Annotated in this window: 20 protein-coding genes; 10 read left to right on the top strand and 10 right to left on the bottom strand. The window is 39.5% G+C overall.

Features of this window, described 5'->3' with window-relative positions:
• Positions 1–66: 66 nt before the first annotated feature.
• Entirely contained in the window at positions 67–1,287 is a 1,221-nt protein-coding gene (locus AC04Q1_RS01935) for a sterol desaturase family protein (RefSeq protein WP_478361295.1), read from the bottom strand.
• A gap of 163 nt (positions 1,288–1,450) precedes the next feature.
• On the opposite strand from AC04Q1_RS01935, the gene AC04Q1_RS01930 reads away from it, so the two are divergent.
• The 5 genes from AC04Q1_RS01930 (at position 1,451) to AC04Q1_RS01910 (ending at position 6,477) form a co-directional block, all read left to right on the top strand.
• Positions 1,451–2,209 carry an ROK family protein gene (locus AC04Q1_RS01930; RefSeq protein ID WP_478361293.1) on the top strand — a complete coding sequence of 253 codons (759 nt, stop codon included), beginning with the start codon at positions 1,451–1,453 and terminating at the stop codon, positions 2,207–2,209.
• An 86-nt stretch (positions 2,210–2,295) separates the two neighbouring features.
• A complete protein-coding gene (gene gndA / locus AC04Q1_RS01925) occupies positions 2,296–3,711 on the top strand; it encodes an NADP-dependent phosphogluconate dehydrogenase (RefSeq protein WP_478361291.1) in 1,416 nt (471 codons plus the stop codon).
• Positions 3,712–3,740: 29 nt separating this feature from the next.
• Entirely contained in the window at positions 3,741–5,255 is a 1,515-nt protein-coding gene (zwf, locus tag AC04Q1_RS01920) for a glucose-6-phosphate dehydrogenase (RefSeq protein ID WP_478361290.1), read from the top strand.
• A gap of 114 nt (positions 5,256–5,369) precedes the next feature.
• Positions 5,370–6,095: a 6-phosphogluconolactonase gene (pgl, locus tag AC04Q1_RS01915; protein ID WP_478361288.1), complete on the top strand. Its 726-nt coding sequence runs from the start codon at positions 5,370–5,372 to the stop codon at positions 6,093–6,095.
• Positions 6,096–6,099: 4 nt separating this feature from the next.
• Positions 6,100–6,477: a DUF5655 domain-containing protein gene (locus AC04Q1_RS01910; RefSeq protein WP_478361286.1), complete on the top strand. Its 378-nt coding sequence runs from the start codon at positions 6,100–6,102 to the stop codon at positions 6,475–6,477.
• Between the two features lie 202 nt (positions 6,478–6,679).
• On the opposite strand, the gene AC04Q1_RS01905 is transcribed toward AC04Q1_RS01910, so the two are convergent.
• The 3 genes from AC04Q1_RS01905 to AC04Q1_RS01895 form a co-directional block, all read right to left on the bottom strand.
• On the bottom strand, positions 6,680–7,561 hold the full coding sequence (locus AC04Q1_RS01905; protein ID WP_478361284.1) for a Ppx/GppA phosphatase family protein: 882 nt from the start codon (positions 7,559–7,561) through the stop codon (positions 6,680–6,682).
• Positions 7,561–9,621, bottom strand: coding sequence for a polyphosphate kinase 1 (gene ppk1 / locus AC04Q1_RS01900; RefSeq protein WP_478361283.1), 2,061 nt, complete (start codon positions 9,619–9,621; stop codon positions 7,561–7,563). Before ppk1 ends, AC04Q1_RS01905 begins: the two co-directional genes overlap by 1 nt.
• A 100-nt stretch (positions 9,622–9,721) precedes the next feature.
• Positions 9,722–10,351, bottom strand: coding sequence for a hypothetical protein (locus AC04Q1_RS01895; RefSeq protein ID WP_478361281.1), 630 nt, complete (start codon positions 10,349–10,351; stop codon positions 9,722–9,724).
• A 76-nt stretch (positions 10,352–10,427) separates the two neighbouring features.
• Here AC04Q1_RS01895 and AC04Q1_RS01890 point away from each other — a divergent pair, with 76 nt between their 5' ends.
• The 4 genes from AC04Q1_RS01890 (at position 10,428) to AC04Q1_RS01875 (ending at position 14,003) form a co-directional block, all read left to right on the top strand.
• Complete coding sequence (locus AC04Q1_RS01890; protein WP_478361279.1) at positions 10,428–10,919, top strand: YajQ family cyclic di-GMP-binding protein; 492 nt, start codon at positions 10,428–10,430, stop codon at positions 10,917–10,919.
• Positions 10,920–11,055: 136 nt separating this feature from the next.
• Complete coding sequence (locus tag AC04Q1_RS01885) at positions 11,056–11,502, top strand: GNAT family N-acetyltransferase (protein WP_478361277.1); 447 nt, start codon at positions 11,056–11,058, stop codon at positions 11,500–11,502.
• 60 nt (positions 11,503–11,562) lie between these two features.
• Positions 11,563–12,159 carry a DUF4142 domain-containing protein gene (locus AC04Q1_RS01880; RefSeq protein WP_478361276.1) on the top strand — a complete coding sequence of 199 codons (597 nt, stop codon included), beginning with the start codon at positions 11,563–11,565 and terminating at the stop codon, positions 12,157–12,159.
• 230 nt (positions 12,160–12,389) lie between these two features.
• On the top strand, positions 12,390–14,003 hold the full coding sequence (locus AC04Q1_RS01875) for a S8 family peptidase (RefSeq protein WP_478361274.1): 1,614 nt from the start codon (positions 12,390–12,392) through the stop codon (positions 14,001–14,003).
• A gap of 221 nt (positions 14,004–14,224) precedes the next feature.
• Here AC04Q1_RS01875 and AC04Q1_RS01870 read toward each other — a convergent pair whose 3' ends face one another.
• From AC04Q1_RS01870 to AC04Q1_RS01855, 4 genes are all read right to left on the bottom strand, one after another.
• Positions 14,225–15,271: an NAD(P)-dependent alcohol dehydrogenase gene (locus tag AC04Q1_RS01870; RefSeq protein WP_478361272.1), complete on the bottom strand. Its 1,047-nt coding sequence runs from the start codon at positions 15,269–15,271 to the stop codon at positions 14,225–14,227.
• Positions 15,272–15,492: 221 nt separating this feature from the next.
• Positions 15,493–17,616, bottom strand: a complete 2,124-nt coding sequence (locus AC04Q1_RS01865) for a xanthine dehydrogenase family protein molybdopterin-binding subunit (RefSeq protein WP_478361270.1) — start codon at positions 17,614–17,616, stop codon at positions 15,493–15,495.
• A 2-nt stretch (positions 17,617–17,618) separates the two neighbouring features.
• Positions 17,619–18,602 (bottom strand): FAD binding domain-containing protein, encoded by a 984-nt coding sequence (locus tag AC04Q1_RS01860; RefSeq protein WP_478361268.1) that lies wholly within the window; start codon positions 18,600–18,602, stop codon positions 17,619–17,621.
• Positions 18,599–19,219, bottom strand: coding sequence for a (2Fe-2S)-binding protein (locus tag AC04Q1_RS01855; protein ID WP_478361267.1), 621 nt, complete (start codon positions 19,217–19,219; stop codon positions 18,599–18,601). Before AC04Q1_RS01855 ends, AC04Q1_RS01860 begins: the two co-directional genes overlap by 4 nt.
• 175 nt (positions 19,220–19,394) lie before the next feature.
• Here AC04Q1_RS01855 and AC04Q1_RS01850 point away from each other — a divergent pair, with 175 nt between their 5' ends.
• Entirely contained in the window at positions 19,395–20,045 is a 651-nt protein-coding gene (locus tag AC04Q1_RS01850) for a YceH family protein (protein ID WP_478361265.1), read from the top strand.
• A gap of 262 nt (positions 20,046–20,307) precedes the next feature.
• On the opposite strand, the gene fabF is transcribed toward AC04Q1_RS01850, so the two are convergent.
• Together fabF and AC04Q1_RS01840 are read right to left on the bottom strand one after the other, a co-directional pair.
• Complete coding sequence (gene fabF / locus AC04Q1_RS01845; protein WP_478361263.1) at positions 20,308–21,558, bottom strand: beta-ketoacyl-ACP synthase II; 1,251 nt, start codon at positions 21,556–21,558, stop codon at positions 20,308–20,310.
• A 226-nt stretch (positions 21,559–21,784) separates the two neighbouring features.
• Positions 21,785–22,555 (bottom strand): SDR family oxidoreductase, encoded by a 771-nt coding sequence (locus AC04Q1_RS01840; RefSeq protein WP_478361261.1) that lies wholly within the window; start codon positions 22,553–22,555, stop codon positions 21,785–21,787.
• Between the last annotated feature and the right edge of the window lie 9 nt (positions 22,556–22,564).

Genomic DNA, 22,564 nt, shown 5'->3' with positions numbered 1-22,564 from the left:
AACAAAACGAAACAACGGCTTGTAACATTTATATGCGATTTAAAATCGAAAGATAAAGAAACACCATTATCCTGCCTTTACATATGCAAACACATGCTTCATGTAAAGTTTACGTAAAGAAAAAGTCCGCTCAAGTGTAATTAATACGATCACAGGGAATATCAAAAAACCAAGTAGGTTATAAGTGTAGAAAAAGAAGCCAAAAATTAAGATTAATCTGAAACACTCCAGGTAGTAAATCCACTTTCTCTGTTCTAAAAGTGCACCAATGTTAATTAATGTCACTAAAATAAAAATGAGGATAGCTACCTTATTCAATGATGTTAAAGAACTATAAAATAAAGTGGTACAGGTAAGCATTGCTACCACAGCGATCAACTGAATATTTAAATACGTTTTGAACTTGGGTTTGGCCACATCCTGTTTTTTATTTTGAAAATAGCGCTCTTCTAAAACCGGCCTGATATTCTGGTCCATTAATGCCGGACTTCCAAAAACAGCATTCCATTTGGCCTTAAATCCATGTGCACGCTTATATGCTTCCCCTATCTCCAGGTAATAATGAAAATGCTGCCAAAGGAAACTATAACTTTTAATCGGGTGTGTTAAACCATATTTCGGCGCTTCTTCTTCGGTTTGAAAAGTTCCAAAAAGCTTATCCCAAAAAACAAAAACATCACCATAGTTTTTGTCCAGGTATTTTTCATCAGAAGCATGATGAACGCCGTGCAAAGAAGGTGTAATCAATATATACTCCAGCCAGCCCAACTTGCCGATTAATTGCGTATGCGTAAAAAAAGAATAGGCACCATGAGCCAAAAGAATAGTAATGATCATGTTTGGATGAAAGCCAATCAGGGGAAGTATACACCAAAATACATTACGGAAAACAGCTTGAATGGTGGTAATTCTTGCAGCTGCAGACAAGTTAAACTCCTCGCTCTGGTGATGCACAATATGTGCTGCCCATAAAAAATTAATTTCGTGCCCCAACCTATGGTACCAATACCAAACCAGATCAGTTGAAAGTAACAGCAATATCCACACGTACCATTTTGTAGAAATATCGAATATTGAATAGTTTACATATATCCAATCGTAAACCTGATAAAAACTGGCAGCGATAAACAGGTTTAACAACCTTTCGGCAATACCTACGCTAAAATTTGCAACCGTACTTTCATATTTGAATACTTTTGCTTTTTTTTGGTGTTGGGCGATCTTAAATTCAATAAATACAAAAATAAAAAATGCTGGAATAGCAAATGCAAGGTAGTTTACCGTCATAACTTTAGTGGTCTTTTTTAGTTTAACGGAACAAACTTAATTATATTCTATTAAATACATAGATTTTATAGAATATATTATTACACATAAATTACCCCGATCGCGATTTATTGTTTGTCGTTTTAATTTATTTGTAGAACTTCGGATTTATAAATACACAATTATGGCTACAACGAAAAAAGCTGAAAACAACAATATATTATCAATAGATATTGGCGGTACGAGTATAAAAACGGTTCTTTTAGATGAAACCGGAAATATGCTTACCGAATATTTAAAAAGTAAAACCCCCGCAGAAGCTACCCCTAAAGATATTGTTTCGGGCATTGTAGAGTTGATTAAGCCTTTTCCCCTTACTTATAACCGTGTATCGATCGGATTTCCGGGATATGTTAAAAATGGAATTGTTAAAACCGCTCCTAACCTCGCCAAAAACAAATGGGCAGATGTTGATCTCGCTCAGCGCGTGGCCAATGAGTTGGGCAAATCCGTCCGCCTGGTTAACGACGCCGATCAGCAGGGCTTAGGTGTTGTTGAAGGTAAGGGTTTCGAAATTGTTTTCACCGTAGGCACTGGTTTTGGTACCGCTTTATTATTCGACGGAGAATTACTTCCACATTTAGAACTGGCACACTTCCCCATCAATAAAGAAGAAGATTACGATGATTATATCGGGAACAGGGCTTTTGAAAAAATAGGCTCCGAACGCTGGAATAAAAGGCTGAAAAAAGTAATCGAAATCTATAAAACGGTTTTTAATTACGACACCTTATATATTGGAGGTGGAAATTCCAAACAGATTGATTTCAAACTGGAAAGCAATATTAAAATCGTAACCAACAAAGACGGGATTAAAGGTGGTGCCAAGCTTTGGAAGCTGGCCGATAAGTACAACATCTTTACCGTTGAGCCTAAAAAATAATTGATCTTTATTACAATCTTTTAACAACAAAATCTACATTATTAATTTGTAAACCCTAATTTTGGGTGCATCCTAAAAAATAAAAAATGGCAAATAACGATTCAAAAAAATATAAATTGGGAATGATCGGTTTGGGCACAATGGGCCGCAACCTATTGTTGAACATGGCGGATAAAGGCTTCTCTGTAACCGGTTACGATAAAGACAGAAAAATGATCTCGAAACTTGAAGAAGAAGGCAAAACGCACAATTTAGAAGGATTTGACGACATTGAAAGTTTTATTGCAAGCTTACAGACACCACGTACACTAATCTTGTTAGTGCCAGCCGGACCAATTGTAGATAGCGTTATTGCAGAACTAAAACCATTGTTAAGCAAGGGCGATATCATTATTGATAGTGGAAACTCACATTTTACCGATACCAACCGCCGTGTTGATGAATTAGAAAAAGATGGCCTGCATTTCTTCGGAATGGGTATTTCTGGCGGCGAAGAAGGCGCACGTTTTGGTCCGAGTATGATGCCTGGCGGCGATAAACAAGCCTACAATGTAGTAAAAGATGTTTTTGATTCAGTTGCTGCAAAGGTTGGCACCGATCCTTGCGTAACGTACATTGGCCCGGGCGCTTCTGGCCACTTTGTTAAAATGGTACACAATGGAATCGAATATGCCATTATGGAACTTATCGCCGAAGTGTATGGCATCCTTAAAAACGGATTAGGTTATAGCAACGAAGAAATATATAAAGTATTCAAAAAATGGAACGAAGGCAGGTTACAATCTTTCTTGTTGGAGATCACTGCTGAAATTTTCCTTTTTAAAGATACTGAAACCCAAAATGATCTTCTAGATCAGATCAAGGATGAAGCACGCTCAAAAGGGACAGGAAAATGGACATCAGAGGTTTCAATGGAACTTCAATTGCCGATCCCAACCATTAACGAAGCAGTGTCTAACCGCGACTTATCCAAATTCAAAGCCTTAAGGGTTTCCTTAGAAGAGGCTTTTGGCAAAAAAGACACTAAAATTGCCGTTACGATCGAAGAATTAGAAGATGCATTCTATTTCTCGATGATCAGTGCATATGCGCAGGGCATGCATTTATTGGTTCAGGCTTCAAAAGAATATCAATACGATTTACAGTTGCAGGAAATTGCCAAAATCTGGCGTGGGGGATGTATCATCAGGGCTAAATTCTTAGAAGATATTTATCAGGCTTACGATAAAAATAACGCTTTAGAACATTTATTTGGTGATGCCGGTATCCAGAACATCATTAAAGGCACATTAGCGGGTACACGCAAAACAATCAGCGCATGTCTTAACTCTGGCTTAGGCATCCCTGCATTTGCCTCTACCCTAACCTATTTCGATATCATTACTACAGCAAGAATGCCTTCTAATTTAATCCAGGCACAAAGAGATTTCTTTGGGGCACATACTTTCGAGCGTATCGATAAAGATGGTGTTTTCCATGCTGATTGGAATAAATTATCATAACCTATTAGATTCACGAACAACAATATAAAATGAAAAGCAAAACCGCATTAAACCCTACCATTTTTGTAATATTTGGTGGAACAGGTGATTTAAATAAAAGAAAATTAGCACCTGCCCTATATAACTTATTTATAGAGGGTTACATGCCAAATAAGTTTGCCGTTATAGGTACGGGTAGAACCGAATTTACCGATGATAGTTATAAAGCTGCTTTAGAAGATGCCGTAAATCAGTTTTCACGCAGCGGAAAGGTAAAAAAAGATAAATGGGAGGATTTTGCAAAGACCATGCATTACTGTCCTACCGATTTTGCCCAACCAAAAACTTTCGAAAATTTAAAGGCAGCCGTAGAAAAATATCAAAAAGAATATGGCGCTGGTACACAGGTCATTTTTTATCTCGCCGTGGCACCAAACTTCTTCCCTATCATTGCGGAATGTTTACAGAAATATAAACTCACGCAAGATGAAGATAACAGCCGTATTGTTATTGAAAAACCTTTCGGACATGATTTAGAATCTGCAAAAGAATTAAACACCTTACTGGCTACCATCTTTACCGAAAAACAGATTTACCGTATCGATCACTACTTAGGCAAAGAAACTGTTCAAAACATGATGGCTTTCCGTTTTGCCAACGCCTTGTTCGAGCCTTTATGGAACAGATCGTATATCGATCACGTTCAGATTTCGGTAACAGAACAATTGGGTGTGGGCGATCGTGGCGGTTACTATGAAGGTTCTGGTGCCTTGAGAGATATGATTCAGAATCACCTTTTGCAATTGCTTTGCTTAATCGGAATGGAAGCGCCAATCAACTTTGATGCCGATGAAATCAGAAACCGTAAGGTAGAAGTTTTAAAGGCAATGCGTCCTTTTTCTGCAGAAGATATCCGTTTCCATACGGTTAGAGGTCAATATAGCAAAGGCTGGGTTGAAGGTAAGGAAGTTCCAGGCTACCGTCAGGAGAAAGGTGTAGATCCTCATTCCAATACTGAAACATTTGCTGCAGTTAAATTCCATATCGATAACTGGAGATGGCAAGGCATTCCGTTCTATTTGAGAACAGGAAAACGTTTAAACCAAACCTCATCATTAATTACCATTCAGTTTAGAGATGTTCCACACCAGATTTTCTCATCAGGTGTAACCGAAAACTGGCAACAAAATAGATTGGTGATCAGTATTCAGCCAGAAATGAGTATCCGTATGCAGGTACAGGCCAAAAGACCTGGTTTGGATATGGTATTAAATCCGGTTGATATGGTTTTCGATTACAAAGGGACCTACGAAGGTGATACTCCTGAAGCTTACGAAACACTATTATTGGATGCCATGATGGGCGATCAAACCTTGTTTATGCGTGGCGATCAGGTAGAGGCCGCTTGGGAACTGGTTATGCCGATCTTAAATACATGGGAAAGCAAAAAATCGATCAATTTCCCGAACTACCCTGCAGATAGCTGGGGCCCGGAAGAAGCCGAAGCCCTTATCGCGAGAGATGGTTTCCATTGGTTTAACTTGCCCTTGAAGAATAAAGAATAAATTTTTACCCGGTCGTCACCCTGAAATAAATCCGATAGCTATCGGATTTATTTCAGGGTCTATTCGTGATAGATGCTGAAACAAATTCGGCATGACGGTTTTATTATTAATAAAATGAATCTACTCATATATAAAACATTAGAAGAACTCAACCAGGATCTTGCAGATTATGTAATTAAAATTGCAGAAATGTCTATCGAAGAAAACGACCGCTTTAATTTCGTATTAACCGGTGGCAGTTCTCCTAAAGCACTTTATCATTTGTTGGCTACAGAAGGTCAGCATAGGATTGACTGGGAAAAAGTGTACTTCTTCTTTGGCGATGAACGTAATGTTCCGGCTAACGACGACAACTACAATGGATTAATGGCAAAAAAAGCGATTCTAGATCCATTAGGTATTCAGGAAGATCATATTTTTTATGTAGATACCACTTTGGCACCAGAAAAAGCTGCGATCGAATATAAAAAAGCAATCGACAAACACTTTAAGGGTGAAGATATTGTATTTGACTTAATCCTTTTGGGGATGGGCGACGATGCACATACCGCTTCTATTTTCCCTCATACCACTTTAGTTAAAGATGAAGAAGTAAATATCGCTTCGGTTTATGTAGAAAAGTTAGATACTTACCGCATCAGTTTTACTGCCCCTTTAATCAACAAAGCCGATAACGTTGCATTCCTGGTTTTTGGAGAGAACAAAGCCGAAGCATTGAAACATGTGATTGGTGATACAGAAAAAAATGTAGACTTATACCCTTCTCAGTTAATCGATCCTACTGATGGAAAATTAACCTGGTTTACCGATGAGGCTGCAACAAAATTATTAGAAGATTAAAATCATGATGTCTGAAGAAAAACATTTATCAGACTTTTTAAACGGAAAAACGGAATATACTCTTGGGTTGTTCCGTTTTTTTATTGACCAGTTGAGCAAATTTGGCGAAATTAAACTTCGTGCAACAAAAACGATGATCGCCATCGAATCTGAAACCAGCTTTGCATACATTACACAACTGGGCAAAAATTTTATCCATATAGTTATTCCTTTCGATCAGGCTTACGATGATAATCTTTGCTTAACCAAAATTGCTCAGGTACCAGGAACAAACCAATTTAACCACCATTTAAGGATTTTTTTTAAGGAAGATATCAATGAGGAAGTGGAAGGTTTTTTGAAAATGGCAATAGGAAAAGATCCTGAAACAATTTCAGGATGATGATTAAAGGTTGTCGGCTGTTAACACCTGTGTGCTGTCGGATGTTACCATCCGACAGTTAAAAGAATTCATATCAGATTCGGTAACATCTAACGCCATGAGTATATCAGTGTCAGATGACAAAATCTGACACCACAAGAAAGATTGCTTCGCCGGCTGAAAAGGCCCTTTCTCAATCACGATTTCATGAAAGGAAACCGTCTTAATCTAGTTTCTCTTCAATCAACAGTTTAATAATCCCGTCAGCCATACCCACTTTAGGCACATAAATCTGTTTAATGCCTGTCCATTTCATTAAAGTTAAATAGATTTCGCAGGCCGGGATAATTACATCTGCACGGTCGGGGTTTAAGCCCAGGGTATTGATCCGTTCTTTCAATGAATAACTAGTCAACTTATTATACATCGAATTTAATTTCTGTAATGATAAAGGTGCATTTTCCTTTTCGTCAGACATCCGGAAAAGTTTATTGATGTTTCCACCAGTACCAATACCAGCTAGGTGTTTATAAGCCTTTGTATGTTCTTTTACCCACTCTTTCATCTCTTCCCACGTTTCTTCTTTATCCTGGTTATCGAGCATTCTGATGGTACCGATATTAAAAGATCTCGAAGCCTCTGGCGAGCCCTTTACAAAAACAGATAGTTCGGTACTGCCACCACCAACATCGATGTATAAATAAGTCTTATTCTCATCTAACTCTTCCTCAATGTGGTTGGCATAAATAATATTTGCTTCGCGTTGCCCCTCAATGATCTCTAAGGTAACATCAGTTTGTTCCTTAATCAGTTTAACGATATCCTGACCGTTATGGGCTTCACGCATCGCAGATGTTGCACAGGCCAGATATTCGGATACATGATAAACATCCATCAGGTTTTTAAAGGCAGTCATCGTTTTTATCAGGTCTGCCGATTTTTTATCTGAAATATGCTGATCCAGGAATGCATCATCTCCCAGGCGGAGCGGCACACGGATTAAGGTGTTTTTCTTGTATTTGTATTTTCCGTCCTGTTTGCTGATATCGGCAATGAGTAACCTCACGGCGTTCGAACCGATATCTATAGCTGCGTATCTTAACATTATGATTGATGCTTGGTTTTTAAATAGTTATAAATATCTACTTGCGCCCTTATCTTTTTACTTAATCTGTTTTTGTGGTATTTATTGTTGTTCAAGGCGTTAATCTGTCTCGATTTGGTATTGTCCTGCAGTTGCAGATCAATGATATCCTGTATTTCCTGTTTCACATCATGATCTAAAACCGGAAATCCAACTTCTACACGGTGTTCAAAATTCCGGCTCATTAGATCGGCAGACGATAAATACATATCGTTTTTGCCATTATTGCCAAAAATGTACACACGGGCATGTTCTAAAAACTTATCGATGATGCTAATGGCCGTGATATTTTCGCTAAATCCTTTCACGCCGGGAACCAAACAACAGATGCCACGGATAATAAGCTGGATTTTAACCCCCGCATTACTTGCATCGTAAAGTTTGGCAATAATGCCTTCATCGGCCAAACTATTCACCTTTAACATGATGTAGGCCAGTTTGCCCTGTTTCGCATTTCTGATTTCTCGGTTGATAAAATTAACCAGTTTCGACCGGCTTTCTAAAGGCGAAACAATCAGGTGTTTGAAACCTTTGGTTACCGTACGTTTACTTAAGGCATCAAACAGTTTTACCAAATCGTTCGTGATTTCCTTTTTGGCTGTAAAAATACTATGATCACAGTATAAACCTGCTGTTTTCTCATTAAAGTTACCGGTTGCTAAATTTGCATAATAAACAGGTTTATCCTTTTCCATCCGTTTAACCAGACAGATTTTAGAATGTACCTTATAATCAGTTAAACCATAATTTACCTTTACCCCTTCTTCCATCAAACGGGTGGTCCAGAAAATATTGGCCTGTTCATCAAAGCGGGCCTTTAATTCCAATAAAACCGAAACGGTTTTACCATTTTTGGCCGCATTAATTAAGGCATTAATGACCTTCGAGTTTTCTGCTAAACGGTACAAGGTAATCTGGATCTCGGTTACCTTTGGATCAAGGGCCGCTTCACGCAAGAACAGTATGATATAATCGTATGACTGATAGGGTAAATTGACCAGATAATCGCGTTGTGCCACTTTATTGAACATGCTTTGCGTACGGTGCAGATCGTGCACCTTTAACGGTACGTTTGGCGCATATTCCAGTTCCTTTTTGCCGACATTGGGAAAGGCAATAAAATCACCAAATTTATGGTAACGGTTGCCAGGAATCAGACTTTCTGCCTCGAGTTTTAATTTGTTCACCAATACGGTAAGCATGTTTAGCGGCATCGCAGAATCATAAAGCAAACGCATGGGTTTTCCCTTTTTGCGTTTTTCCAAACTGCTTTTTAAATCCTCGATAAACTTATCGTTGATATTTTTATCGATATCGAGTTCTGCATCCCGTGTTAACTGGATCGAATACGCCTCTAAATTATCATAGGTGAAAACATAAAAAATATCGTCTAAACAATATCTGATGATGTCTTCGGCAAGAATAATAAATTTCAGGTCGTTCGTTTCTGGCAGCACCAAAAACCGCGGCAAATTGGGCGGAATTTCAATTAAGGCATACTTTTCCCTAACCTTTGTATCCTTTTTAGAAAGCTTGACAAAAAAATACAGATACCGGTCTTTCAGTTCAGGAAAAGGTTTGTCCATATCCAGCATGATCGGAACTATATTGGATAAAATCTTATCCCGGAAATGGTTTTTAACAAACTCGCCCCTGCTTACGTTCAGCTGAGTATCATTTAAAATGAAAATGCGGTTCTGGGCCAATTCATTGATCAAGGTGGCCTGAAAAAGCTGGTCAAATTTCTTTTCCTGTTTTACCACGATATTTTTGATCTCGTTCAGGATTTTTTTTGGGTTAAAGCCCAACAGTGCTTTTGCCTTATCGTTAAGATTGGTTAGCCTCGTTATAGTGGCCACCCGAACACGATAAAACTCTTCTAAATTAGAAGAAAATATAGATAAAAATTTAATCCTTTCGATTAGCGGCACGGTTTCATCCGCTGCCTCTTGCAATACGCGATCGTTAAAGTAAAGCCAACTAATTTCTCGGTTAAAAAATGGGATCTTCTTATTGCTCATTTAAAAAAATAAAAAATCCCTGCCAAAACAGGGATGTTCAAAACTGCACATTAATTTGTTAAATCGATGTTAATTCATCTGCGTGTTAATGTTAACAAATCTATTTTTTAACGGCTGTTTTCACCTCTTTCTTAACCACTGGTGCAGCTTTAGCAACTGTTTTTTTAACACCAGATACTGGTTTATCAGCTGTATTTGCCGGAGCTACCGCCTTTTTAACTGCGGTTGAAGCCTTTGCAGGTGCTTTTGCAACTGTAGTCGCGGCTTTTTTAGCAACAGTTGTTGATTCTTTTACAGCTTCCTTAACTGCATCAACCGGCTTTGCCAATACCTTTTCAGCTTTTTCTTCGGTTTCTATTGCGGCTACCTTGATGCTCTGCACTACAGGCTTAGCTTTAGCAACTGCTTTCTTCACCACTTTTGCGGCAGATTTTTCAGCCTTACTCGGCGCCTTGGTAGCAGTTTTTTTTGCTTCTTTTGCTTTTTCTTTTGAAGCATGTAATAAGCCATCAATTTTCTGACCTACATCTGCCTTTACAATGGTGAATTTTTTGGTTAATTTTTTAGCCACACGCTTACTCGCTTTTCCCACCTCTGTGCTGATTTCAGATACATCATGACCTAAACTTTTGATCACATCCAGGAACTTATCGGTGATCGATTGCTCCAGTTGTTTCTTCACTTCTTTTTTGGTGATCTTTTTTTGAGACTTCGGCTTAGTGGTTTTCATATTATTTTTCGTTTTTTTGTGAGGATGGATTAATTTCTATTAAATCTACTTATTTTTTTACTTTAAAGCTAAAACCATGCCTTCTTTTGATATTGTAAGTAAAGTTGACGCGCAGACATTAGACAATGCCATTAACAATGCTAAAAAAGAAATCCTCAACCGATTCGATTTTAACGGATCAAAAAGCACCATCGATCTGGATAAAAAAACAAATGTGATTACCATCGTTACCGAAGACGATATGCGGTTAAAAGCAATCGAAGGTTCTATTATATCGCGGATGATGAAACAAAATCTGGACCCAAAAAGCTTAGACTTTGGCGATGAACACCAGGCCTCTGGTAATATGATCAGGAAGGAAATCAGCATTAAAGAAGGATTGGATAAAGAAGCTGCCAAAAAAGTTGTGGCTAAGATCAAAGCCAGTGGCCTGAAAGTGCAACCTGCTATTATGGATGACCAGGTGCGCGTAACGGCAAAAAAAATCGATGATTTACAAGCTGTGATGAATCTTTGCAGAAATGAAGATTTCGGGCAGCCGTTACAGTTCATTAATATGCGGAACTAATAAAGTTAACCGTATAAATTTGTTAATCGGTTAACTGTTAATCTTGAAACTGGTTAACTGATGGGATGGTATTTTTTAAATGAGTGTAGATAGCATTCACTCATTTTCATCATTCAAAATTCAATCATTAATTAAAATGGAAATCAGCGAAAACGGATTTATATTTTCGGATAAAAAGGAGATTTTAGATGTCGAAGCCATACACCGGTACTTAAGTGAAGAATCTTACTGGGCCAAAGGCATACCTTTTGAAACCGTTAAACGTTCTATAGAAAATTCGCTTTGCTTTGGTATTTACAAAGGGCCAGAGCAGGTTGGTTTTGCCCGCTGGGTAACCGACAAAGCTACTTTTGCCTGGCTCTGCGATGTATATATCAAAGAAATTTACCGCGGTTTGGGCTTATCAAAAAAACTAATGTCGTTTATGATTTTTCATCTCGATTTACAGGGCTTGCGGCGATATCAACTTGCAACATTAGATGCACATGGCCTCTATGAACAGTTTGGTTTTTCACAGATCCAGAATCCTGATAGGCAAATGGGCATTGTAATACCAGACATTTATACCAAAGCTGCAGAATAGATCAAAAAAACCTTTTTTAAGTTACCTTGTTTTCCATACACATCAAAACATAGAGAAAACATGAAAAAGATATTTTTATTATCCACTGCTTTTGCCCTAAGCCTTTCGTTTCAGGCTTGTCAAACCGCTGACAAAAAATCGGCAACCACAAAAGACAGTGTGGGTGGCGATACCACCATGGTAAATGGCAACCACGTTACTGGCGCAGAAAGTACCGAATCGGGTGTAGATGAAGCTGGAGCAACTTTTTTAAGAAAAGCTGCTGTTGGCGGCATTATGGAAGTTGAAGCCGCGAAGATCGCTCAGAAAAATGCCAAAAGTGCTGAGGTAAAAGATTTTGCCGCTAAAATGTTGGCCGATCATACCAAAGCCAATACCGAATTAAAGGCACTGGCGGTAAGTAAAAAAGTAATTACACCGGATGCATTACCTGCCGATGATCAGATCCATCTGGATGCCATGAAAAAAATGACCGGAGCAGCTTTTGACAAACATTATATGGACATGATGGTTACCGATCATGATAAAACGGTGGCCCTGTTTAAACTGGGTATGCAAAACCGCGATCAATCAATCAAAGATTGGGCAAGCAGTACTTTAGGTGTAATCGAATCGCATGATGAATTGGCGAAAAAGATTGTAGCCAATGTGAAATAGGCGGGTATTCCCATTAAGATAAGTCGTCCTTTCGAGCGAAGTGAAACGAAGCCGGGAAATCTGTCAAGATAGATCTCTCTGCTCTGCGGTGCTCCGGTCGAGAGGACGACTTTTTATTGGAATCCTGCCCAACGCAACCACAAAATGTGCTAAAACCATTATTTTTAATACAATTTCTTTCAATAAAAAAATTAAAATTAACTTTCGCCGTTTAATACAAAAATACATAAATGAATAAGAGTAGAATTTTTAGCGCCCTTTTAAGTGCGGCCTTCGTAAGTGCAGTGCCAACTTTAGCCAATGCGCAAAAAGCCAACTGGCAAAATCTTGATCTTAAAAGTGATACTACTTTCGGGATCAGTACTGAAAAAGCATATAAAGAACTTTTAAAAGGCAAAAAATCAGTAAAAGTTATTGTTGCTGTTAACGACGGTGGTGTAGAAGCTACCCACGAAGACCTCAAACGGGTGATGTGGGTAAATACCAAAGAAATAGCTGGCAACGGCAAAGACGATGATAAAAACGGTTATATCGACGATATCAATGGCTGGAACTTTATAGGTGGCCCAAAAGAATCTGTAAATTTCGAAACGTTAGAGTTAACCCGTTTGGTGCGCCGCGATCAGGTACGTTTTGCGAATACTAATGATGCCAATGTTGCAGAAAAAGATAAAAAGGATTTTGAAGTTTTTAAAGCAGAAAGAGCCGATTTAGAGAAACAACTGGCAGAAGCTAAAGAAAATCTTGCTGGTATTACTGGTTTTAAAACGGCATTAGATGCTGTAGTAAAGAAAATCGGTAAGGAAAATCCAACTGTCGAGGATTTTAAAAACTTCAAACCTACTACCGAGGTTGAAGGCAGGATCCAGGGTGTATTAACACAACAACTGGAAAAAGGCAGTTTTAAAGATTTTTACGAAGATCAGATTGTAGAAGGTTTGGATTATTACACCCGTCAGGCCAACTATAACTTAAATCTTGATTATGATCCACGTGCAATTGTTGGTGATGATCCGAATAATGTTAAGGAGAAATTTTATGGCAATAACGATGTTGCTGGTCCGGATGCCATGCACGGTACACACGTAGCCGGTATTATCGCTGCCGACAGAACCAACAAACTTGGTATTTTAGGCGTAGCTGATAATGTTGCCATTATGGGTGTTCGTTGTACGCCAAATGGTGATGAGAGGGATAAGGATGTTGCCAATGCCATTCGCTATGCGGTTGATAATGGGGCTAAAGTAATCAATATGAGTTTTGGTAAGGCATACAGCTGGAACAAGGAAGTTGTAAATGAGGCCATGAAATATGCAGCTTCAAAAGATGTATTAATCGTTCAGGCAGCTGGTAATGAAAACAAAAACATCGATTCGGAAAGCAATTTCCCTAACCACAAAGATTTAGACGAAAAAACCATTGCCTCATGGATTACTGTGGGTGCTTCTGGTCCTAAAGACGATGAAACGCTTAAGGCAAGCTTCTCTAATTTTGGCAAAACGCAGGTAGATGTTTTTGCACCTGGTGTTCAGATTTATTCTACTGTACCGGGTTCTAAATACAAGAACTTAGATGGAACCAGTATGGCCTCTCCTGTTGTAGCAGGTTTAGCCGGATTAATCCGCTCTTATTATCCAAAATTAACAGCAGCGCAGGTAAAAGAAATTATCGTTAAATCGGTTACCAAAGTTAACCACAATGTAGAATATGCAAAAGGTGAAGAACCTGATGCGGAAAAGGTTTCTGTTCCGTTCTCTGATCTTTGTATCAGCGGTGGTATTGTAAACACATATAATGCATTAAAATTAGCAGCAACCTACTCAGGTAAAGCAACTGCAAAATAATTCTACAGGTTTTGCCACGCCCGCCTAGCCATTCGGGCAGGGAATCACAGAAACACGGAATATTGTCTTTCATTTTTGTTATTCTGAGCAAAGTCGAAGAATCATCAAATCATTCTTTCAATAAAAAAGCGTCCTGATGTAAAAATCGGGACGCTTTTTTTATTGAATTTAGAGAAGTCAATTGTGATAGGCATATTGCCAGTTAAACTTGATTTCTCAAATTATATGGTATCCATATCAATCACGAAACGGTATTTTACATCGCTGCCTAACACCCGCTCATAAGCTTCGTTTAAGTAGTTGATGTTGATGACTTCCACTTCAGAAACAATATCGTGTGCAGCACAGAAATCGAGCATTTCCTGCGTTTCTTCAATACCACCAATACTCGAAGCCGTTAAAACCCTGTTGCCATGCATCAAACCTGAACCTGGGAATTTGATGGGTTCTGCAGGTATGCCCACACAAATATGTACACCATTCACATTCAACAGTTTAAAGTACATTTCATAATCGTGTGGTGCGGATACCGAGTCGATAATAAAATCAAAATGTTTCGCATATTGCTTTAATTGTTCAGGATCTTTGGTGATCACAAAATTATGTGCACCTAATTTTCTGGCATCCGCTTCTTTTGATGCTGAAGTACTTAAGACCGTCACTTCTGCACCAAAAGCAACAGCAAATTTCACCGCCATGTGGCCTAAGCCGCCTAAACCTAAAACAGCTACTTTATGTCCCTTGGTAATTCCCCATCTCTTGATCGGCGAATAAGTGGTAATACCGGCACATAACAATGGCGCCACACCTGCTAAGGGCAATTTATCAGAAACATGTACCAAAAATTCTTCCGTACATACAATTTTGTTTGAATAACCACCATAAGTTGGGGTAGTTTTATCGCGCTCTACACTATTGTAAGTCCAAACGGTTTCTCCCTTTTCACAAAACTGTTGCTGACCACCTTTACAGGTTGGGCATTCTTTACAGCTATCAACCATACAGCCAATGCCTGCCAACTCACCAACTTTAAATTTAGTAACTGCCGATCCCACTTCTGTAATCCGGCCAACAATCTCATGCCCAGGAACCATTGGGTACCTTGCAGGCCCCCATTCGCTTCTTACCTGGTGGATATCAGAATGACAAATACCACTAAATAAAATCTCAATCAATACATCTTTCGGCCCAACATTCCTTCTTTCGAAATTCCATGGAGCCAATTTATCGGTTTGGCTGTGAACAGCGTATCCTTTTGCAGCTATCATATTATATTAAATTTTGTCCAAAGCTAGGCGATTACCTGTTACGTTTCGTCATAACCGGTTCATTTCGGCAGGTGCCATATTGTTGCGATTGCTGTTAAAACAGATCTCGTAGGTTTTCTAACCAGTGAGTTCTTTAAATCCGTCATACTGAATTGTTTCAGCATCCATCATGAGAGAAAAGATCCTTCGACCACGCTCAGAATGACAAATCTTTAAGAAACCTACGCTAAAATCTTATCCGGTGTAATCGGCAATGTCCTGATCCTTTTCCCTGTAGCATTAAAAACGGCATTGGCAACAGCGGCAGAAAAACCGATCAATGCAATTTCGCCCATTCCTTTTGCCCCCATCGGGTTGATATAAGGATCGGGTTTGTTGATAAAATTGACATCAATTTCGGGTACATCGGCATTAACCGGGACGTGGTAATCGGCAAAATTATTATTGATATACCTTCCATAACGGTGATCGATGATCGATTCCTCCGTTAGCGCCATACCTATACCACCCACAGCACCACCAAGCATCTGGCTTCGGGCTGTTTTTGGACTTACAATTGTGCCCGAATCGCCTACAGAAACGATTTTACTCACTTTTACTACACCTGTTAATGCATGAACCTTCACCTGTACAAAATGGATCGAAAAGGAATACATCGAGTAATTATCCTTTTCTTTACCGCTCTGACTTTCTTTGGTGACTTCAATTGATGGAAGATTGTTCTTCTTTAATACATCCACAAAATTGGCAGTGGCATCCATATTTGAATTTGCAGCCAATTCTGCTATGGCTGATTTTAATGCCACACAAACATCGTTTACAGCGGATCCCACAGTAGACAAGGTTGCAGAACCGCCCTGGCTTGGTGCCGGAGGCAAAGAAGAATCGCCTAGTTCAAAAGTAATTTTACGCACTGGGATTTTCAGTAGTTTATTGGCAATCAAAGTCATACCAGTTCCTGTTCCGGGGCCAATATCGCTCGTTGCACTTTGTAAAAGCAATGATCCATCTGCCTTTAAAATCCCTTTCACGCTGGCTTTGCCCCTATTGGCATTAAATACGCCAATACTTACACCATAACCTGTCTGCCATGATCCTTCAACTAAACTTCCAGGTTTATTTTTCCTGTTGCTCCAGCCTATTTTCTCTGCACCGATCTGATAGGCCTCTTTGATATTCTTGCTGGAAAAAGGTTTATTCTTTTGCTGATCGGTTTCAGGATCGTTTTTAATCCTGAAATCCAGGGGATCCATATCCAGTGCATGCGCCATTTCATCTATTGCACTTTCTAAAGCAAAAGCACCTGTAGCCTCTCCCGGTCCCCGCATCCATATCGGAACGCCAAGATCTACCGGAACAATGGCATAGGATGTATTTACGTTATCACACTGATACATAAATTTGGCCATGTTCACCACCCCTTCGGTAAAGTTCTCGTAAGTAGAGGTTTCGCCATAAGCCCTATGAGTGATCCCTGTTAGCTTACCATCTTTATTTGCACCCAAACCAATGGTCTGTATTGCGGCAGGCCGGTTACCCACCATGGTAAACATCTGCATCCTGGTAATCACCACTTTAACAGGCTTACCAATGTGTTTGGAGGCCATTACCGTTGCAATTTCTAATGGCCAGGTACGTAATGCCATGCCGAAACCACCGCCTACAAATTCCGAATTTACCTGTATGTTTTCCATCGGGATTTTAAAAACATTTGCAATGGTTCCCTGGGTGGCCTTAACACCTTGTGTCTTGGCATAAACGGTAAGCTGATTATTTGGTCGCCAATCGGCGATAATCCCATGAAGTTCCATCGGGTTATGTGTCTCAATAGGTAAAAAATACCTTTCTTCAAGCTTAACTTCCGCTGTTTTATAGGCATTTTCTACACCGCGTTTATAATCAGCCTGTCCCTGAAGTTTTTTAGCCTTTGGATCTTTTAATGCTTTTTCAAAATCCGTATTGAAATCTTCTTTTGCGTAGGTTGCCTTAACTAAAGAAGCCGCATGCGTGGCCCTCTCGAAAGTATTGGCCACCACAATTGCAATAGGTTGTCCATTATAAAAAATTTTATCGGTATAAAAAACCTTCATCTGAGGGCCACCTTCCTGTTCGTATGCTGCCGCTGACGGTTTATTGAGATGCGAAACTACCGCAATCACCCCGGGAGCCTTTTCAGCGGCTTTGGTATCCAATGCCGTAATTTTCCCTTTGGTAATGGTACTCGTTACCAGAACACCATAGGTTAAACCTGGCAGCTCATATTCGGCAAAATATTTAGCTTGTCCGGTAACTTTTAAAAAGCCATCTACGCGGTCGTTATCGTCTTTTAAAATTCTCTTTTCCATAACTAAGCTTTAGATTTTGCAAGATTCAACGCCTCGGTAATTGTATTGGGTGCCAGTTTAAGTTTGAAGTCATTTCCACCGAAACTTTTCGCATCCTTCATGGCCAACTGCGCCGCTTGTTCGAAATTCGATAAAGTGGCTTCTTTTCCCTTTAAGAAATTTTCTGATGCTGTTAAACGCCAGGGTTTATGTGCTACACCACCCATGGCTAAACGAATATCAGTAATTTGGTTGTTGTTGATTTCAAAAGCCGCTGCAACCGAAACGAGTGCAAAAGCATAAGAGGAACGGTCTCTCACCTTTAAATAATGATAATTTCTAGCCAGATTGTTCACCGGGATTTCCAATCGGATAATCATTTCGTCCGTCTTTAAGTTATTGTCCAACTGTGGTGTATCACCCGCTAAGCGATGGAATTCTTTAAATAGCATTTTACGTTCGCCTTTGCCGTTGGCCAACACCACTTCAGCATCTAAGGCAGTAAGTGCTACGCACATATCACTTGGATGAACGGCAATACATTTTTCAGATGTTCCGAAAATGGCATGCATGCGGTTGAATCCTTCCATTGCGCCGCAACCAGTGCCGGGCTGACGTTTATTGCAGGGCATTTCGGTATCATAAAAGTACCCGCAACGTGTGCGCTGCATCATATTGCCACCAACCGTAGCTACATTCCTGAGTTGAGCAGATGCCCCCGCCTGTAAGGCCCAGGAAAGTAGAGGTAGTTTTCCTTTAATCAGCACATGCTCTGCAACAGCCGAATTGGATGCCAAAGCGCCAATATGGATTTTGTTCCCGATCTGTTCAATCTGTTTTAATGGCACATGGTTGATATCGATGAGCTTTTCAGGTGCGGTAACGCCCCTTTTCATTAAATCAATGAGATTGGTACCTCCTGCCAGGAATTTGGCATTTCTATCTTTTACCAATAAGGCAATGGCAGATTTTACGCTGGTTGTTCTTAAGTATTGAAAATTGATCATACCGCTGCTCCTCCTTCCTTCACATCAACTATTGCATCAACTATATTTGGATAAGCACCACACCGACAGATATTTCCACTCATATATTCACTTATTTCCGCTCTTGAATTGGTATGTCCTTCGCGTATACAAGCCACAGCCGACATAATCTGGCCAGGAGTACAATAACCACACTGAAAACCATCGTGTTTTATAAATGCAGCCTGCATGGGGTGAAGTGTATCGCCATTGGCCAAACCTTCTATGGTGGTGATTTTCTTTCCCTCATTCATCACTGCCAAACTCAGACATGAATTTATCCTCTGTCCATCTACATGTACGGTACAGGCTCCACACTGACCATGATCGCAACCTTTTTTAGTCCCTGTTAAATGCAGTTCTTCACGCAGCAAATCTAAAAGCGTTACCCTAGGCTCCACTGATGTTTTATACGCTTTATTATTTACTGTCAGGTTTAAGGGTATTTTTTCGAACAGTTCGGCAAAACGTTCATCAGCATTGCTTTCTGCAGCTTTCACAGCCACTCCGGGTGTTAAGGCTATTGCTGTGATTACAGAGCTTTTTTTGAGGAAATCGCGCCTGCTATCACCCTTTGGTTTCTGATCAGAAGATTTCATAATTAAAATATTTAGATATGAGATGTTTTCCTAAGTTCGTCATTCTAAACCTCAAATTTTAGACATTTGTAAATTTAGAATTGTTCTATTCAGTAATATTTTCATATAACTCCCTAGAAATAAATCATTAACAAAATAATTTTCAAAATGTTCAACCAATGTATACTTTTATAATATGGACAATGTAAAACCACTACCTGATTTATCAGCAGAAGAACAACGTGTTTTAGGTGCGTTGATAGAAAAAAGCAGAACTACACCAGATTATTACCCGATGACCTTGAACAGTTTAACGGCCGCATGTAACCAGAAAAGTTCAAGAAATCCGGTGGTTAATTACAATGAGGAAACCATCACCTTGACGCTAAACCAACTCAAAATAAAAGGTTTAATTTCCACTGCTACAGGTGGATCGAGCAGGGCAACTAAATACAAACATAACCTGGCGATAGTATATCCACTATTGCCTTCGGAGCTGGCCATAATCTCCCTACTACTTTTACGCGGACCGCTTACGCCCGGCGAAATTAACAGCAACTCGGGAAGGCTATATGAGTTTGAAAGTATAGAAGAAGTTTTGGAACAGCTTCAAAAACTATCGGATGAAGAACCAGCATTTGTAAAACAGCTGGCTAAAAAAGCCGGCCAGAAAGAAGCCCGTTTTGTACATCTTTTGGGTGAACAGGCCGAAACCACCATTGAAGCAGAAACCGAAACTGTTGTAACGCCAACTTTTGATGCTACAGAACTGGAAAATAGAATCGAAAAACTGGAATCAGAGCTCGAAGAACTGAAGGAACTGGTTAATTTACTGATGGACAAGTAGCTTCATTGATTTACTGGTCATTAGTGCATTAGTTTGCCAACCCGGGGCCATAACTAATGCGATTGTCATTCTAAGTGCAGAAGAATCTCTGGATTTTCTATTGTATTAGTGCAGGAGAAGGTTTTGCCAAGGATTCTTCACTGCGTTCAGCATCATATCAAGACGAAATTTCTTGAGATGATGCTGGGATAAAAGTCCAAATGCAAAAAAAAAGTGTTTGGTGAGGCCACCAAACACTTCATCATAATATAGGGAAAATTAATTAAGCCTCGTACTTTTTAAAAATCGTACTGGCTGTATGTCCACCAAAGCCGAAAGTATTATTTAAAACATAATTGATTTCTTTTTTAACTGGTTCTCCCAATACAATATTTAATCCTTTTGGGATATTTTCATCCAGATTTTTGGTATTAATAGTAGGTGGTACTACATTATCCCTGATGGATAACACACTGATTACGCTTTCCACAGCTCCTGCTGCACCAAGTAAATGCCCGGTCATCGATTTAGTTGCACCAATAAACACTGGCAAACCATTAAACACGGTATGGATTGCCTGTAATTCACTTAAATCACCTAAACCAGTAGAAGTGGCGTGTGCATTGATATAATCAATTTTATCAGCTGAAATTCCGGCATCTTTTAAGGCTTTTGTCATTCCTAAAGCCGCTCCAATTCCATCAGGAGGTGTTCCGGTCAAGTGATAAGCATCAGCAGCCATTCCGCCACCAATAATTTCGGCATAAATGTATGCACCGCGCGCCAAAGCATGGTCAAGATCTTCCAGAACCAATGCACCTGCACCCTCACTCATTACAAAACCATCCCTATCTTTATCAAACGGTTTGGAAGCACCCTGTGGATCCTCATTATTTTTAGATAAAGCCTGGGCGGCATTAAAGCCACCAACAGATGATTTGGTTAACGCAGCTTCAGAGCCTCCTGCAATCATTACATTTGCTTTGCCTAAGCGAATGGTATCGAAAGCGTTGATAATCGCGGTATTAGATGATGCGCAGGCAGATACGGTACAATAATTCGGTCCGCGTAATTTGTGACGGATCGAAATGGCTCCGGCAGCAATATCCACGATCATTTTTGGGATGAAATAAGGATTAAACCTTGGCGTTCCATCGCCTGCATGAAATTCTTCCAGCTGGGCCTCGAAAGTACCGATACCACCGTTTCCCGTTGCCCAGATCACACCCACTTCAGCCAATTGATCGTTGCTCATGGTACTGAAATCCAGTCGTGCATCTTTGATGGCCTGATCGCTCGAAGCAATTGCATACTGTGTAAAAAGATCATACTTCTTAATCTCTTTTTTCTCCAGGTATTCTTCAGCATTAAAACCCTTTACCTCACCTGCAAATTGTGTTTTAAATTTGCTCGAATCAAATTTTGTAATTGGACCAATGCCACTTTTACCAGCTAATATCTGTTGCCAAAATTGCACAACAGTATTACCCAGCGGGGTGATAGCACCTAAACCTGTTACTACTACTCTTTTCATTTTTTTGTTTTTTAGTCAATCTACCTGAATAAAACCCGCCTGCGATTACCGCCTAAGGCTGACTCACAGCAAACAACTGTACGATCAAGCCTACTAAAGGCATTATTGATCATCAGCTGAAGTTGGCTTAAATTCAGGATTTACAATTATGCCGCGAAAGTAACTATTCCAATAGGAAAAACCGTCATAATAAAATAACGGCTTTTATTTATTCCCGGCATATCAGCTAGTTTTCGACAGAATCTATCCAGGCTTTTCTGTTTGCATTCATCACATTCAAAGCATCAATTGGCGATTGCCTGAATAATTCGTAAATCTTTGCGGTATCACCCACCCTGATTTCGAACGTATCACTAGCTAAAGCGGATAAAAGATCATCAGCGACTACAGATGGTTTGATTCCGTTATGACCGCCAATTTCTTTTGAGAATTCAGTATCCACCAATGGTGGCATTAATTCGAAAACTTTAACAGATGTTTCTTCTAAACTTAACCTTAATGATGTGCTGTATGAATGTAAAGCGGCTTTACTGGCCGCATAAGTTGGCAAAGTAACCCCAGGAACGTACGCAACAACAGACGACACATTTACGATAGCTGATTCGCTTTGTTGTTTTAAAACCGGCAATAATTTTTGATTGATCCTGATAATAGACAGATAATTGGTCAGCATTTCATCTTCAGCATTCGCAAAAGCATCTTGCTCGGGGTTAGCTAGATTGTATACGATCGCTCTTCCGGCATTGTTGATTACGATATTCAATTGAGGAAAATCTGCTTTAATGCGTGTCACCAACTGATCAACATCTTCAGCTTTGCTTACATCGGAAAGAATAGTGGTTACATTTTCCAGTGAAGCAGCTACAGCGTTAAGCCTTTCCTGGTTTCTACCTGTTATAATGACATGGTTATCTGATGCAGTTAATTGTTTTGCGATTTCTAAACCGATACCAGCTGTTCCGCCGATCAATAAAACAGTATTTTGTGAAGTTTTCATTTTTATATA

Source organism: Pedobacter humicola, from assembly GCF_056490705.1.
This window is presented reverse-complemented; position numbering and strand designations above follow the sequence as displayed.